Annotated in this window: 14 protein-coding genes; 8 read left to right on the top strand and 6 right to left on the bottom strand. The window is 65.4% G+C overall.

The genetic code is table 11. The features are described from left to right. The first annotated feature begins 291 nt into the window (after positions 1-291). The 6 genes from G0D83_RS23615 to phoB all read left to right on the top strand — a co-directional run bounded on the left by G0D83_RS23615 (position 292) and on the right by phoB (position 6,489). Positions 292-1,332: a substrate-binding domain-containing protein gene (locus tag G0D83_RS23615; protein ID WP_164197038.1), complete on the top strand. Its 1,041-nt coding sequence runs from the start codon at positions 292-294 to the stop codon at positions 1,330-1,332. A gap of 91 nt (positions 1,333-1,423) precedes the next feature. Next, positions 1,424-2,887 (top strand): phosphate ABC transporter permease subunit PstC, encoded by a 1,464-nt coding sequence (pstC, locus tag G0D83_RS23620; protein ID WP_164197039.1) that lies wholly within the window; start codon positions 1,424-1,426, stop codon positions 2,885-2,887. After that, positions 2,887-4,239: a phosphate ABC transporter permease PstA gene (pstA, locus tag G0D83_RS23625; RefSeq protein ID WP_108965561.1), complete on the top strand. Its 1,353-nt coding sequence runs from the start codon at positions 2,887-2,889 to the stop codon at positions 4,237-4,239. Before pstC ends, pstA begins: the two co-directional genes overlap by 1 nt. A gap of 18 nt (positions 4,240-4,257) precedes the next feature. Next, entirely contained in the window at positions 4,258-5,055 is a 798-nt protein-coding gene (gene pstB / locus G0D83_RS23630) for a phosphate ABC transporter ATP-binding protein PstB (RefSeq protein ID WP_095883750.1), read from the top strand. Between the two features lie 3 nt (positions 5,056-5,058). Then, positions 5,059-5,796: a phosphate signaling complex protein PhoU gene (phoU, locus tag G0D83_RS23635; protein ID WP_108965558.1), complete on the top strand. Its 738-nt coding sequence runs from the start codon at positions 5,059-5,061 to the stop codon at positions 5,794-5,796. A 3-nt stretch (positions 5,797-5,799) separates the two neighbouring features. Further along, entirely contained in the window at positions 5,800-6,489 is a 690-nt protein-coding gene (gene phoB / locus G0D83_RS23640) for a phosphate regulon transcriptional regulator PhoB (protein WP_164197040.1), read from the top strand. A 151-nt stretch (positions 6,490-6,640) separates the two neighbouring features. Here the strand turns inward: phoB and G0D83_RS23645 are convergent, their stop codons facing one another. From G0D83_RS23645 to G0D83_RS23655, 3 genes are read right to left on the bottom strand one after another with little or no spacing between them, the layout of a single operon-like run. After that, positions 6,641-7,678: an HlyD family secretion protein gene (locus tag G0D83_RS23645; RefSeq protein WP_164197041.1), complete on the bottom strand. Its 1,038-nt coding sequence runs from the start codon at positions 7,676-7,678 to the stop codon at positions 6,641-6,643. Between the two features lie 18 nt (positions 7,679-7,696). After that, positions 7,697-9,340: an MFS transporter gene (locus G0D83_RS23650; protein ID WP_164197042.1), complete on the bottom strand. Its 1,644-nt coding sequence runs from the start codon at positions 9,338-9,340 to the stop codon at positions 7,697-7,699. Next, a complete protein-coding gene (locus tag G0D83_RS23655) occupies positions 9,337-9,774 on the bottom strand; it encodes a MarR family winged helix-turn-helix transcriptional regulator (RefSeq protein WP_164197043.1) in 438 nt (145 codons plus the stop codon). The genes G0D83_RS23650 and G0D83_RS23655 overlap by 4 nt, the downstream gene beginning before the upstream one ends. A 413-nt stretch (positions 9,775-10,187) precedes the next feature. Here G0D83_RS23655 and rpsB point away from each other — a divergent pair, with 413 nt between their 5' ends. Both rpsB and tsf read left to right on the top strand, forming a co-directional pair. Beyond that, positions 10,188-10,958 carry a 30S ribosomal protein S2 gene (gene rpsB / locus G0D83_RS23660; protein ID WP_108965545.1) on the top strand — a complete coding sequence of 257 codons (771 nt, stop codon included), beginning with the start codon at positions 10,188-10,190 and terminating at the stop codon, positions 10,956-10,958. A gap of 177 nt (positions 10,959-11,135) precedes the next feature. Beyond that, positions 11,136-12,011: a translation elongation factor Ts gene (tsf, locus tag G0D83_RS23665; RefSeq protein WP_164197044.1), complete on the top strand. Its 876-nt coding sequence runs from the start codon at positions 11,136-11,138 to the stop codon at positions 12,009-12,011. 802 nt (positions 12,012-12,813) lie between these two features. Here the strand turns inward: tsf and aroQ are convergent. The 3 genes from aroQ to G0D83_RS23680 form a co-directional block, all read right to left on the bottom strand. After that, positions 12,814-13,251 carry a type II 3-dehydroquinate dehydratase gene (aroQ, locus tag G0D83_RS23670; RefSeq protein ID WP_108965541.1) on the bottom strand — a complete coding sequence of 146 codons (438 nt, stop codon included), beginning with the start codon at positions 13,249-13,251 and terminating at the stop codon, positions 12,814-12,816. A 66-nt stretch (positions 13,252-13,317) separates the two neighbouring features. Beyond that, positions 13,318-13,920 (bottom strand): DedA family protein, encoded by a 603-nt coding sequence (locus G0D83_RS23675; protein ID WP_164197045.1) that lies wholly within the window; start codon positions 13,918-13,920, stop codon positions 13,318-13,320. Beyond that, entirely contained in the window at positions 13,917-14,249 is a 333-nt protein-coding gene (locus G0D83_RS23680; protein ID WP_164197046.1) for a hypothetical protein, read from the bottom strand. Before G0D83_RS23680 ends, G0D83_RS23675 begins: the two co-directional genes overlap by 4 nt. Positions 14,250-14,434: the final 185 nt, after the last annotated feature.

Genomic DNA, 14,434 nt, shown 5'->3' on the forward strand with positions numbered 1-14,434 from the left:
CTGTCATGAATGCGCAGCTTCTGCGTGTAAAAATCTGCCGTATGCCCGCGAGAGCTTTGCACCTGCGGGCTTCCGTCGCGGAAAATTGCAGAATTTCTCATATCGGTATAAGTTGATTAAGTGATTGAAATATCTAGTAATATTGCTTATTTTCGTGATCTTTCTTCTTGCTCCCCCTCGACTGTCATAAAACCGTTACGCAAGTGTCACAAAAGGATTGCGCAGGACGCCTAGGCACCGCCTCGAGGTCCCCGACCGGGGGGCTGTATCTGACCCAACAGGAGCATTCCTATGCAATCCGTGAAACTCGCCGTTTCGGCACTCGCGCTCGCCGCTGCTTCGGCCACGGCTGCTGCCGCACGTGACAATGTGCAGGTTGCCGGCTCGTCGACCGTGCTGCCCTACGCCTCGATCGTCGCCGAAGCCTTCGGCGAGAACTTCGACTTCCCGACCCCCGTCGTGGAATCGGGCGGCTCCTCGGCTGGCCTGAAGCGCTTCTGCGAAGGTGTCGGCGAGAACACCATCGACATCGCGAACGCCTCGCGCGCGATCAAGGACAAAGAGGTCAAGGCCTGCGCCGACGCCGGCGTGACCGACATCATCGAAGTCCGCATCGGCTACGACGGCATCGTCTTCGCCTCGCAAAAGACCGGCCCCGAGTTCACTGCCTTCGAACCGGCCGACTGGTACAACGCCCTGGCGCCGAAAGTCGTCGTCGACGGCGAGCTGGTCGACAACCCCTACACCAAGTGGTCCGAGTTCAACGCCGACCTGCCGGACGTCGAGATCGCGGCCTTCATCCCGGGCACCAAGCACGGCACCCGCGAAGTCTTCGAAGAGAAGGTGCTGGCGGCGGGCTGCGAAGCCACTGGCGCGCTGGAAGCCATGATCGCGTCGGGCATGTCCGAAGATGACGCCGAAGGCGCCTGCATCTCGGTCCGCACCGACGGCAAGTCGGTCGACATCGACGGCGACTACACCGAGACCCTCGCGCGTATCGACAGCAACTCGAACGGCGTCGGCGTCTTCGGCCTGGCGTTCTACGAGAACAACACCGACAAGCTCAAGGTCGCGACCATGTCCGGCATCGAGCCCTCGACCGAGACCATCGCCTCGGGCGACTACCCGGTGTCGCGTCCGCTGTACTTCTACATCAAGAAGGCCCACATCGGCGTCATCCCCGGCCTGAAGGAATTCGCAGAATTCTTCGTCGCCGACGAGATCGCCGGCCCCGATGGCCCGCTGGCCAACTACGGCCTCGTGTCCGACCCCGAGCTGGCCGACACCCAAGCCAAGGTTGCTGACGAAGTGACCATGGGCGAAAGCATGTAATCGGACGCAGGTCCGATTTCCGGAGGGCGGCTGCGTGCTGCCCTCCGTTTTCCTTTTTGGTGAGTGATCACCGAACCAACCTGGGGGCCCGATGCCTGTTCTTTGGCTGATCCTGATCGTTCTCGCGCTGGCCGTCGCGGGCTATGTCGCGGGGCGCGCGCGCGCCATTTCCGGCGCCGGAGACGATCGTCGCGCACTGCACTCGCTGCCGAGCTACTACGGCTGGAACGTCGCCATGAAGGTGATGGTGCCAGCCTTTCTCGTGCTGATCGTCTGGCTGATCGCGCAACCCTTCATCGTGAACACCAAGGCCACCAGCCTGCTGCCCGAGACCGCGATCCCCGAGGGATCGACCCTCGGGCTCGTGATGTCCGACGTGCGGCGCGTGGCCGACGGTCTCGACCTTGCGGTCGAGCAGGGGCTGCTGAGCGCGGGCGAGGCCTCCGAGCTTTCGGTGACCGGTTCCGACGTCCGCGGCACGTTGGGATCCGCCGGGGTCGCCGTGGGCACCGAGATCACCCCCGAGGTCCTGGCCGCGGCGCAGAGCTACCGCGCGACCAATGCGACCGGCAATCTGCTGCGTGCGATCGTGGTGCTCGGCCTTGCGCTGCTCGGCGGCGCGCTCGCGCTGGCGCAGACCAAGCCCGATTTCCGCGCCCGCAATTCCGTCGAGCGCGGCATTCGAGCCATCCTCGTCGGCGCCGCCTCGCTCGCCATCCTGACCACCATCGGCATCGTGCTGTCGCTGGTCTTCAACACCATCGAATTCTTCCGCATCTACCCGGCGTCCGAGTTCTTCGGCTCCTTCACCTGGTCGCCGAGCTTCGGCGGCGGCTCGCAGCTCGGCATCTGGCCGCTGCTCTGGGGCACGCTCTACATCTCGCTCATCGCGCTGCTGGTCTCGGTGCCGATCGGACTTTTCGCCGCGGTCTACCTGTCGGAATACGCCGGGCCGAAGTTCCGCTCGGTCGCCAAGCCCGCGCTCGAGTTGCTCGCCGGCATCCCGACCATCGTCTACGGCCTTTTCGCGCTGCTGACCGTCGGCCCGCTGCTGGTGTCGGTTTTCGGCCGCGACGGGCTGGGCTGGATGCAGGCGGGCACGGCGGTGATGACCGCGGGGCTGGTGATGGGCATCATGCTGATCCCCTTCGTCAGCTCGCTGTCCGACGATATCATCAACGCCGTGCCGCAATCGCTGCGCGACGGGTCCTACGGGCTCGGCGCGACCAAGTCCGAGACCATCAAGCAGGTGATCCTGCCCGCCGCGCTGCCGGGCATCGTCGGGGCCATCCTGCTCGCCGCCTCACGCGCGATCGGCGAGACGATGATCGTGGTCCTGGGGGCAGGGGCCGCCGCAAGGCTCTCGCTCAACCCGTTCGATGCCATGACCACCGTGACCGCCAAGATCGTCAGCCAGCTGACCGGTGACGCGGACTTCGCCTCGCCCGAGGCGCTGGTGGCCTTCGCCCTCGGCATGACCCTCTTCGTCATGACCCTCGGCCTCAATGTCTTCGCGCTTTACATCGTGCGCAAATACCGGGAGCAGTACGACTGATGACCGACGCGACCTATTCCGGCGGCAAGGCACCCGCCAAGCACGGCTTGCTGACCGTCGACGCGCGCACCAAGAAGCGCAATGCCTCCGAAAAGCGCTTCCGCATGTACGGCCTCGCGGCCATCGGTGCGGGCGTCTTCTTCCTCGTGGTTCTGCTGGCCTCGATCCTTGCCAACGGTGTCGGCGCCTTCCAGCAGACCTTCATCGAGGTGCCGGTCTATCTTGAGGAAGCCAAGCTCGACAAGACCGGCAACCGCGATCCGGCCGAGATGGCCAAGGTCTCGACCTTCGGCTACAGCCCGCTCATCCAGAACTCGCTGTGGAAGGTCATTGTCGACAGCGGCGCCGAGACCGAGTTCGAGGAAGCGAAGGACGTCAAGGAGATGATCTCGGCCTCGGCCGCCGCCAAGGTGCGCGACTGGGTGCTGGCCCATCCCGACCGCGTCGGCGAGACGGTGGATTTCCAGATCCTCGCCTCGAGCCGGGTCGACGGATACCTCAAGGGCCGCGTCAGCCGCGAGAGCATTGCGCAGGACAAGAACATCGACGCCGCGCACCTCGACCTGGTAGACGTGCTGCGCGCAGAGGGGACCATCCACAAGAGCTTCAACTGGGAGTTCATCACCGGCGCCGACGCCTCCGAGAGCCGCGCCGAGCAGGCCGGTCTGGGCGTGTCGATGCTGGGCTCGCTCTTCATGATGATCACCGTGCTGCTGCTGGCGCTGCCGATCGGCGTCGCCGCCTCGATCTACCTGGAGGAATTCGCCCCCACGAACCGCTTCACCGACTTCATCGAGGTGAACATCTCCAACCTCGCGGCGGTGCCCTCGATCGTCTTCGGTATTCTCGGCCTTGCCGCTTTCATCCAGTTCGCGCATCTGCCGCAGTCGGCACCGCTGGTGGGCGGCCTTACGCTGACGCTGATGACCCTGCCGACCATCGTCATCTCGACCCGTGCCGCGCTCAAGGCGGTGCCGCCGTCGATCCGCGATGCGGCGCTCGGCGTTGGCGCGTCGAAGATGCAGGCGACCTTCCACCACGTGCTGCCGCTGGCCATGCCCGGCATCCTGACGGGCACCATCATCGGTCTGGCGCAGGCGCTCGGCGAAACCGCGCCGCTGCTGCTGATCGGCATGGTTGGCTATATCGCCACCAACTATCCCGAAGGCGTCTTTTCGGGCTTCCTGTCGCCGAACTCGGCCATGCCCGCGCAGATCTACGAATGGGCCAAGCGGGCCGACCCGGCCTATTACGAACGCGCCTGGGGCGGGATCATCGTGCTGCTGGTGTTCCTGCTCGCCATGAACCTCGTTGCCATCGTGTTGCGCCGCAAGTTCGAGCGCCGCTGGTAAGGTATAAGGATACTCAAGATGTACGACTCGCCATTGAGGAAGACCGAAGTGGACACCAACGCAAGCAAGATCTCCGCCCGTGACGTGCAGGTCTATTACGGCGACACCCACGCCATCAAGGACGTCAACGTCGAGATCCTCGACAAGACGGTGACCGCCTTCATCGGCCCGTCGGGCTGCGGCAAGTCCACCTTTCTGCGCACGCTGAACCGGATGAACGATACCATCGACATCTGCCGCGTCGAGGGGCTCATAGAGCTCGACGGCGAGGATATCTACGACAAGCGCGTCGACCCGGTGCAGCTGCGCGCCAAGGTGGGCATGGTGTTCCAGAAGCCAAACCCGTTCCCGAAATCGATCTACGACAACGTCGCCTATGGCCCGCGCATCCACGGTCTCGCCCGCAACAAGGCCGAGCTCGACGAGATCGTCGAGAAGGCGCTGCGCCGCGGGGCCATCTGGAACGAGGTGAAAGACCGCCTCGACGCCCCCGGCACCGGTCTCTCGGGTGGCCAGCAGCAGCGCCTGTGCATCGCCCGCGCCGTCGCCACCGAGCCCGAGGTGCTGCTGATGGACGAGCCCTGCTCGGCGCTCGACCCCATCGCGACCTCTCAGGTGGAAGAGCTGATCGACGAGCTGCGCGAGAACTACTCGGTGGTGATCGTCACGCACTCCATGCAGCAGGCGGCGCGCGTCAGCCAGAAGACCGCCTTTTTCCACCTCGGCAACCTTGTGGAATATGGCGACACCAGCCAGATCTTCACCAACCCCGTGGACCCGCGCACGGAGTCCTACATCACCGGACGGATCGGATAAGTCATGAGCGACGAGCTGAAGAAACACATCGCCTCGGCCTTCGACCGCGATCTCGAGGCCATTCAGGCGCAGATCCTCAAGATGGGCGGGCTGGTCGAGGTGGCGATCCATGACGCCGCGCTCTCGCTCGAGACCCGCGACGAGGAACTGGCCGACAAGGTGCGCGCCGGGGACAAGGCGATCGACGCCCTCGAGGAACTGCTCAACGAGGAGGCCGCCCGGGTGATCGCCCTGCGCGCGCCGACCGCGCGCGACCTGCGCGTGGTGCTCTCGGTCATGCGCATGGCCTCGAACCTCGAGCGCATCGGCGATCTGTCGAAAAACATGGCCAAGCGCACCGCCGTGCTCTCGCAGCTGGCGCAGATCGATGGCTCGGCCACCGCGCTGCGGCGCATGTCGCGCGACGTGGAGCACATGCTCAAGGACGCGCTCGATGCCTATATCCGCCGAGACGAGGCGCTGGCCCGGGACGTGATCGAGCGCGACCGCGACGTCGACCAGATGTACAACACGCTGTTCCGCGAGTTCCTGACCTTCATGCTCGAGGATCCGCGCAACATCACCTCGTGCATGCATCTGCATTTCATCGCCAAGAACGTCGAGCGCATGGGGGACCACGTCACCGCCATCGCCGAGCAGGTGATCTTCCTTGCCACCGGCACGATGCCCAAGGAGGACCGGATCAAGGAAGACCGCACGTCTACCGACCCGGCGCTCAGCTCCGGCGCGGACCTGGGGTAGGTCATGGCAGCAGATCAACCGACCGTACTGGTGGTCGAGGACGAGCCGGCGCAGCGCGAAGTGCTGCGTTACAACCTCGAGGCCGAGGGCTTCCGCGTGGCCGCCGCCGGCAATGGCGAGGAGGCGCTGGTGCTGCTCGAAGAGGAAAACCCCGATGTCGTCGTGCTCGACTGGATGCTGCCGAACCTCTCGGGCATCGAGGTCTGCCGGCAGATCAAGACCCGCTCCGACACGCGCGGCCTGCCGGTGATCATGCTCTCGGCCCGCTCCGAGGAGGTAAACCGCATCCGGGGACTCGACACCGGCGCCGATGACTACGTGGTCAAGCCCTACAGCCTGCGCGAACTGATGGCGCGGGTGAAGGCACAGCTGCGCCGAGCGCGTCCCTCGGCGGCGGGCCTGCGGCTCGAGTTCGAGGACATCGTGCTCGATTCCGAGACCCACCGCGTCACCCGCGGCGGACAGGAGCTGAAGCTCGGCCCGACCGAGTTCCGCCTGCTGTCGACCTTCATGGAAAAGCCCGGGCGTGTCTGGTCGCGCGAGCAGCTGCTCGACCGGGTCTGGGGGCGCGACATCTACGTCGACACGCGCACCGTCGACGTCCACATCGGCCGGCTGCGAAAGGCGCTCGGCGCTCATGGCGGCGAGGACCCGCTGCGCACCGTCCGCGGCGCTGGCTACGCGCTCGGCTGAGCCCGAAAAGACTTGGCTGACCGCGAAAAGAAAAGGGCGGCCCGACTGGCCGCCCTTCCTCTTTCCAGCGCATGGATTTCTTGCAGGCGAAGGTACCCTAGGGGAGACCGGCACAGGCGGTCGGGGGCAGCGCCCCCGGCGAGCCTACGCTTCAGCCCGCGTCTCCGGTCTCAACCTCGACCTCCACCGAGTATCCCGGCCGCAGCGCCGCCGCATCCTGTCCCGGGTCGATCGAGATCCGCACCGGCAGCCGCTGCGCGATCTTGGTGAAGTTGCCGGTGGCGTTCGATCCTGCCAGCAGGCTGAACTCCGAGGCCGCGGCGGGCGAGAAGCCCTGCACGTGGCCGTGGAAGGCGCGCCCTCCCAAGGCGTCGACGGTAAAACGCACCGGTTGGTCGCTACGGATGCCCGCCAGCGCCGTTTCCTTGAGGTTGGCGATGATCCAAAGCTCTGTGCCCACGTGGCTCACCAGCGTGGTACCGGCGGTCACATATTGCCCCACGTGCGCCGAAACCTGCCCGAGCCGCCCGTCGGCGGGCGCGCGCACCTCGGTGTGATCGAGGTCGATCTTCGCCAATTCCACCGCAGCCTCGGCACTGGTCACCTCGGCCTTGCGCGCGGCGATTTGCAGCCGGGAAGTGGCGGTGGCCTCGCGGCTTACCTGCAGCTGTGCCTCGGCCTGGCGCACCGCCGCCTGGGCCTGGCGCAGGGCGAGGTCGGTCTGGTCGGCGCTCGACTGCGAGGTGACGCCGCGGTCGCGCAGCTTGGTCATTCGCTCTGCGTCGGTCCCGGCGGTCTGCAGGGTCGATTGCGCCGAGGCCAGCGCGGCCTCGGAGGCATGTTCGGTGGCGACGGCGGAGTTCACGCTCTGCTCGGCCACGTCCACCGCGGCGCGCGCGGCCTCAAGACTGGCCTGCGCCTGCGACAGCTTCTGGCGGTAGATCGCAGGGTCGATCCGGGCGATGAGATCGCCTTGGTGGACCTGCTGGAAGTCGCCCACCGCGACCTCTGACAGATAGCCCGAGAGCTGCGGCGCGAGCTGGGTGACCTTGCCGCGCAGATAGGCATTTTCGGTCGAGGGATGCGCCGCGGAAAACGGCGGCAGGTGCCAGGCGAAGAGCAGCAGCAGCACGCCGGCGGCGCCGATGGCGGTGGCGATGAGGGTCGGGAGGGAGAGGAGTTTCTTCATGTGTCTAGCTCGGGAGGGTCAGGAGGTTTGCAGCGCTGGCTCGGAGCGGCGCAGGCGCGCCGCCAGCCAGTCGCGGAAGAGGTGAAGCCCCAGCGCGCAGAGGGAGAGAAGCGCGACAAGGCCGGTGAGGACATAGGCGTCGTTGTAGGCCATGACGGTGGCCTGCTGCGCAGCGGTCGAGGCCAGCTGCGCCACGGCCTGCGCCTTGAGCTGCGCGCTGTCGGAGATCTGCGGCGCGAGCTGCTGAATATTGGCGGCAATGGCGTGTGTGGTGAGCGGGTCGGTGCCGGTCAACTCCTCGCGCAGCACCTGCAGGTGAAAGGCCTGCCGCACGTTTATCACCGTGCGGAACAGCCCCGAGCCGAGGATGCCTCCGGCGCTCTGCGTCACCAAGAAGACGATGACGAAGGACAGCAGGTAATTCGGACCCTTGCTGAGCGCGGCGATCAGCCCCTTCATCATCGCGGGGGCCATGAACAGCATCGAGGCGAAGGCAATCAGCGCCTGGCTCAGCATCATCTGCTCGGGCCGGGTCTGCAGCGTGGAGCCGCCATCCATAAAGGCCCCGAGCGCGATCAGCGCCAGCGCCACGGCGTGATAAGCGGGCTCGCGCCCGGGCGTCATCCAGCCGACGCACGCCAGCGCGCCGAAGACGGTGGCCAGGCAGATCACCGTAAAGAGCCCGGTCATCTGCGCATTGCCCAATCCCAGCGCCTGGAACATGCCCGGCGCGCCGCTGCTCTGCTCGGAGAGCAGCAGCCGGAACAGGAAGAGCGTGAAGGCGAGGTGCAGCATCGCCGGGCTGAGCAGCCAGCGGATGTCGATCAGCGGCGCCTCGCGGTGCAGCTCGATCACCACAGCTGCAGTCAGCGCAGCCAGCGAGGCGGCAAGCAGCAAGCCCAGCCAGTGCAGGTCGGTCCACCAGTGGATTGGCCCGAGGATGAAGCCAGTCACCAGCCCGCCGAGTCCGAAAGCGATCAGCCCGAAGCTGAGCAGGTCGGCGCGCTGGATCACCTTGGCCCGCGGTGCCGGGGTCAGCGGCAGCAGATAGACCAGCATCAGGCAGATCATCGACAGCCCCAGGGTGGTCATATGGATGCCTGCTAGTCCGCCATCGCCGATAAGCACCGGCGAGACGATACGCGCCAGCGAGGCGCCGGAGGTGAGCAGCACCAACGCAACCGGCAGACCGAGCCGCAGCTTCCACTGCTGCGCCAGCGGCTCGAGGATGTAGAGAAAGGCCAGCGTAGAGAGCGGCGCCGCGGCGACGCCCGAGAGGAACTGCAGCACCACCGCCGAGCGCAGGTCAACGACCCAGACCGAGGCGAAGGCGACGAGGACATAGGTGGCGATGCCGATCTCGGCAAAGCGCCGCAGCCCGTACTGGGTGCGCAGCTTGATCAGCAGGATGGTCAGCGAGGCGCGGGGGATCATGTAGGCCGCCATCAACCAGCTGGCCTGGGCCGTGGTGATCCCGAGGTCGCCGGCGATCTGCGGCATGTTGGCCGAGATGAAGCCCTGGCCGAGCCCTTGGGTGATCCCCAGCATCACCGAGGCCACCACATAGGGCAGGGCGCGTGCCAGCGGCATGCCCGGTGCCGGTGCCGGGGTCTCGGGCTTCGGCGGTTCGGCAAGGGGCGTTTGTGTAGTGGTGTCGGTCATTGCGAGGACAGCTTCGTTGCGTTGAGCGCGATCCGTTCGAGCGTGCGGCGGGTGGCGTCCTGGTCGTCGGCCGAAATGCCTTCCATCAGATCGTCGCGTACGCGCTCCAGGAAACAGGTGATCCGGCTCGATCGGGCCTTGTCGGTGAGATGCAGCGCCCGCTTGCGGGCGTCGCCATCGAGGGCGCGTCGCTCGATGAAGCCTGCGGCCTCCAGAGCATCGATCTGGCGTTTGAGGGCCGGCGCCTCGATGCGCAGCGCGCAGGCCAGCTCGGCCTGCGTCGCGCCTTCGCGCCGGGCCAGTTCGCTCACCACGCGGGCCCGCGAGAGGGTCAGGCCGACCTCCTGCGCGCTGGCATCATAATGGGTGCGCAGCTCGCGCATCGCTTCGAGCATCGCTTCGAGAAGACGGGTCTGGGTCTGCGGATTGGACATGGGAGAGGGACTCGGGTTGCTTAACTTGCAAAGTACTTAACATGGTAAGTATCTCTCGCAAGGCGGACGGATGCACGGGGGGCTATGCGCACATGCACAGCCGGGGCCGGGCAGGGCCAGGCGCGCAGGCCGCTCCCATTGCGCCTCGCAGGACCGGCAACCTTCATATAGAGGAGGCAGGGCAGGCTCCTTTTCAGCCGAGCGGTAGCCCGGATGGACCCATGGCTTGCAAGTCTTGCATGAAATGCGGGCGGCCGGGCTTGCGCCCGACCCCAATTAGGCATATAGGCGCGCCCACGAGAACGCCGCAGGCGGGGTCGGGCACTTCGGGGGAGACATCCCCGAGCGTCCACCGGTTGTCCAACAGGATGAGCCCCCGCTGAGGATTTATGAAACCGGAAAGGAAAACGGACATGGCTCTTCCCGAGTTCACCATGCGCCAGCTGCTTGAAGCAGGCGTGCACTTCGGCCACCAGACGCAGCGCTGGAACCCCCGCATGGGCGAGTTCATCTACGGTGCGCGCAACGGCATCCACATCATGGACCTCACCCAGACCGTCCCGATGCTGGACGCGGCTCTGAACGCGATCCGTGAGACCGTCGCCAAGGGCGGTTCGGTGCTCTTCGTCGGCACCAAGCGCCAGGCGCAGCAGCCGATCGCGGAAGCGGCCGAGAAGTGCGCACAATTCTACATGAACCACCGCTGGCTGGGCGGCACGCTCACCAACTGGCAGACCGTTTCGCAGTCGATCCAGCGCCTGAAGACCATCGACGAGCGCATGGAAGCCGGTGCAGAAGGCCTCACCAAGAAAGAGCGCCTCGGCATGGAGCGTGACCAGACGAAGCTTCAGGCTTCGCTCGGCGGCATCCGCGAAATGGGCGGCCTGCCCGACATGCTCTTCGTCATCGACGTGAAGAAAGAAGCGCTGGCCGTGGCCGAAGCCAACAAGCTGGGCATCCCGGTTGTCGCCATCGTCGACACCAACTGCTCGCCCGACGGCGTCGACTACATCATCCCCGGCAACGATGACGCGGCCCGCGCCATCTCGCTCTACTGCGACCTCGTCGCCCGCGCAGCCCTGGACGGCATGACCGGCCAGATGGAAGCCGCAGGCGTCGACCTTGGCGCCCTCGAAGACGCGCCGGCCGAAGAGCTGCTCGCCGAAGCAAACGCCGGCAAGTAAGCCGATCGCGCCCGCCGCGCCCTGCGGGGCGGGCGCAGACGTCGCTCTTGCGACAGGGACTGCACCGGCGCATCGGCGCCCAGATGTGCACTGTCGCGAAAGCGTCACGAAGTCATGACAGGAGCGGGTGGCCCGGGGCAGGGCCGCCCCACCGCATTTGAGATGAGGAGAGCCGACATGGCGATCACTGCTGCACAGGTGAAAGAACTGCGCGAGATGACCGGCGCAGGCATGATGGATGCCAAGAAGGCGCTGACCGAGACCGATGGCGACATGGACGCCGCGATCGACTGGCTGCGCACCAAGGGCCTCGCGAAAGCCGCCAAGAAGTCGGGCCGCACCGCTGCTGAAGGCCTCGTCGCCGTGCGCGTCGAAGGTGGCGTGGGTGTTGCCGTCGAGGTGAACGCCGAAACCGACTTCGTTGCCAAGAACGCCGAGTTCCAGGCCATGGTGAACGACATCGCCGGCGCCGCCCTGGCCGTGGACAGCGTGGAAGCGCTGAACGACGCGACCATCGAGGGCAAGAAGGTGTCGGACGTCATCACCGACAAGATCGCCACCATCGGCGAGAACATGACCCTGCGCCGGATGGCCAAGATCGAAGGCGAAGTCGTCTCGACCTATGTGCACAACGCCGCCGCAGCGGGCCTCGGCCAGATCGGCGTGCTGGTTGCCATGACCGGCGGCAGCGACGACTTCGGTCGTCAGGTCGCGATGCACATCGCCGCCTCGAACCCGGCCTCGCTGAACGAAGCCGAGCTCGACCCGGCGATCGTCGAGAAAGAGCGCCAGGTTCAGATCGACATCGCACGCGAGTCGGGCAAGCCCGACGCCGTGATCGAGAAGATGATCGTCGGCCGCATGAACAAGTTCCTCGCGGAAATCACCCTGCTGGGTCAGCCCTTCGTGGTGAACCCCGACCTGACCGTCGAGCAGGCCGCCAAGGAAGCCGGCGCCACCATCACCGGCTTCATTCGCCTGCAGGTGGGTGAAGGCATCGAGAAGGTGGAAGAGGATTTCGCGGCAGAGGTGGCCAAGGCCGCCCAGGGCTGATCGCCCTCCGCATCCCGATCTTGAAAGGGGCGCCTTCGGGCGTCCCTTTTTCTTTTCGGGAGGGGGTGGAACGTGACGGCGCGGCGCGCGTGTTGCGCGGCTGGCGCGGAGACTTGCGAAGGGCCAAAACGGTCACGGAGCCGCCCCGGGGGACGGCTCCGCTACCTGTTTTCCCCGACACCCCAAAACAAATGGGGATGAGGCAGGGGTGCCGAAGCAGGAGTGCCAAGACGCACCCGAACCAAAATTGTCCGGAGGCGAGTCGGCTCCGGTGAAAACCGGGAAACTGGCAGAGCCTCGAAATCGCGAGGAGTGACAGTCTCGAGTTCCATGGCCAAAGCCACCACTCACGGAACGACCCGAGTGTGCAACGTCCATTGTTCAAGGGGAAGGGGCCGAACGGGAGGATGTACGAATTACATCGAAATCCGGAGGGATTTACGCCACATATTCGGGTTTCCGAAATGCCGAGATAAGAAAAGCCTAATCTGCGGCGATCGCGAACACGCTGATCGATGAAAGCGGCGCCTTTCGATTCGGCGTTGCCACGAAGTTAACTTGACGCATAGTATATAACGAGGATGAACATTTCATCAATAAATGTCGCCTTCCCGACAGATTGCGCCGATTTCCTGGGCACATCTGTGTCTTTTTCGCGGCGCAAACGTCAAGGATGATCGTCCGCAGGAGCTCCGGAGCCGGTGCAATGTCCTGTCTCGCCTTTTTCTTGCCAATCATGCCGGGCGAGGCAGTGGCCGCATTGGGGCAGGGCCGGGACAATCGCATGTCCCGGCTGATCCGCTTAGCGTTCGAGGTGCGACACCAGCGCATCCATCGCGAGCGTGTAGCCGCGCGGCCCGAAGCCGCAGATCACGCCGAGCGCAACCTTGGCGATGTAGCTCACATGGCGAAACTCCTCGCGCGCATGCACATTCGACAGGTGCAGCTCGATGGTCGGCACCTCGGCGGAGCTGATGGCGTCCATCAGCGCCAGCGAGGTGTGGGTGTAGGCGCCGGCATTGAGGATGATGCCGTCCTTGGTACCGCGGGCGGCGTGGATCGCATCGATCAGCGCGCCTTCGTGGTTGCTCTGCGCGAAATCAAGCGCCACGCCGAGCGCTTCGGCATGGGAGCGGCACATCGCCTCGACGTCGGCGATGGTGGTGCGGCCATAGACCTCGGGCTGGCGCAGGCCGAGCAGGTTGAGGTTGGGGCCATTGAGGATGAGCAGCGAATGCATTGGAAAGTCTCCAGATCGTTCCCGACCAGATAGCTCAGGCGCGAGCGTCTTGTCCAGAAAGCCCGCTCATCGAGGCCCATTGGGCCGATGGCGGCGCAGAAGAACACCCGCGGCAAGCGCAACGGCGAGCGCGGCGAGAAGAAGGGTGACGTCGCTCGACAGCTCGGCAATCTGCGGGATGAAGGGCGCGAAGCTGGCGCCGAGCGCCATGTAGCCCAAAGTCCAGACAATTTCGCCGGCGAGATCGGCAAGAAGGAAGCGCGGCCAGACCAGCCCGCCGGCACCGGCAACCACATTCATCGCCGGCCCGAGCGGTGCAATCAGCCAGCGTGTCAGGAACACAGCCATGGGACCACGGGTTTCCAGCAAGGACAGAGCGCGCCGGAGGGTCGGATCCTCGCGCCGGGCAAGCTGAGGCCCGAAGAGCCGCCCGAGCAAGAAGCCGAGTTGGTCGCCGAGGAGCGCGGCGCAGAGTACTGTTGTCATCGTGGCAAGCACCGGCAGTTCTCCGGCCGCGGCAAGGGTTCCGGCGACAAGCACCATCAAGGAGCCCGGGAGCATCGGCACGCCCAGCGAAGCGAGCATGACCGTGCCGGCAAGGATCGGCAGTCCGAGTTCCGGCAGCAAGGCAAGCACGCTGTCGCTGAAACCGCTTTCGGTGACGCTCATTTCTTCTGCGCCTTGATGAGCGCGGTGACTTCGGTGAGCAGCGCCGAGACAGGCTCGCCACGCTGCTCGGCGATTTCCTCGAGGCTGCGCGGCACGCCGGGCTGCGGCGCGAGGCCAAGTGCCGGGCCAAGGCTGTGGCGTGGCAGATGGTGTGAACGCTCGAGGTAGCCGAGGGTCATCCAGGCCTCGGGTGTCACGTTGCGATGCGCGGGATCGGCCCAGTAGAGCGCGTGCTGCACGGTGCGGACGCCAACAACCGTCGCGGCGACAAGCGCGAGGGCGATGACGGCGATCAGGACGCCGCGGACGGTTTTGCTTGGCTGCATCATGTGCGCAGGATGCGAAGACTTCGACGCGCCGTCAAAGAGATATCAACAAGACTTCGCTGATCCGCGAATGCATTTATTAAACATAATCATGCTTATACGATATACGTGTGTAAGCGCCAAGTTAGAATGTCCCACATGAGCAAAGCTGAAGTGTCACACTCCCCTGAATGGGCAGGATTGGAGTG

It is taken from the genome of Salipiger sp. PrR003 (assembly GCF_010500785.1).
Lineage (GTDB): Bacteria > Pseudomonadota > Alphaproteobacteria > Rhodobacterales > Rhodobacteraceae > Salipiger > Salipiger pacificus_A.

Bases quoted from the DNA above. Each gene is read 5' to 3' on its own strand.
- pstA (WP_108965561.1), top strand. From the start codon at position 2,887: ATGACCGACGCGACCTATTCCGGCGGCAAGGCACCCGCCAAGCACGGC.
- G0D83_RS23615 (WP_164197038.1), top strand. From the start codon at position 292: ATGCAATCCGTGAAACTCGCCGTTTCGGCACTCGCGCTCGCCGCTGCT.
- G0D83_RS23680 (WP_164197046.1), bottom strand. From the start codon at position 14,249: ATGATGCAGCCAAGCAAAACCGTCCGCGGCGTCCTGATCGCCGTCATC.
- phoU (WP_108965558.1), top strand. From the start codon at position 5,059: ATGAGCGACGAGCTGAAGAAACACATCGCCTCGGCCTTCGACCGCGAT.
- tsf (WP_164197044.1), top strand. From the start codon at position 11,136: ATGGCGATCACTGCTGCACAGGTGAAAGAACTGCGCGAGATGACCGGC.
- rpsB (WP_108965545.1), top strand. From the start codon at position 10,188: ATGGCTCTTCCCGAGTTCACCATGCGCCAGCTGCTTGAAGCAGGCGTG.
- pstC (WP_164197039.1), top strand. From the start codon at position 1,424: ATGCCTGTTCTTTGGCTGATCCTGATCGTTCTCGCGCTGGCCGTCGCG.
- pstB (WP_095883750.1), top strand. From the start codon at position 4,258: ATGTACGACTCGCCATTGAGGAAGACCGAAGTGGACACCAACGCAAGC.
- G0D83_RS23650 (WP_164197042.1), bottom strand. From the start codon at position 9,340: ATGACCGACACCACTACACAAACGCCCCTTGCCGAACCGCCGAAGCCC.
- phoB (WP_164197040.1), top strand. From the start codon at position 5,800: ATGGCAGCAGATCAACCGACCGTACTGGTGGTCGAGGACGAGCCGGCG.
- G0D83_RS23675 (WP_164197045.1), bottom strand. From the start codon at position 13,920: ATGAGCGTCACCGAAAGCGGTTTCAGCGACAGCGTGCTTGCCTTGCTG.
- G0D83_RS23655 (WP_164197043.1), bottom strand. From the start codon at position 9,774: ATGTCCAATCCGCAGACCCAGACCCGTCTTCTCGAAGCGATGCTCGAA.
- aroQ (WP_108965541.1), bottom strand. From the start codon at position 13,251: ATGCATTCGCTGCTCATCCTCAATGGCCCCAACCTCAACCTGCTCGGC.
- G0D83_RS23645 (WP_164197041.1), bottom strand. From the start codon at position 7,678: ATGAAGAAACTCCTCTCCCTCCCGACCCTCATCGCCACCGCCATCGGC.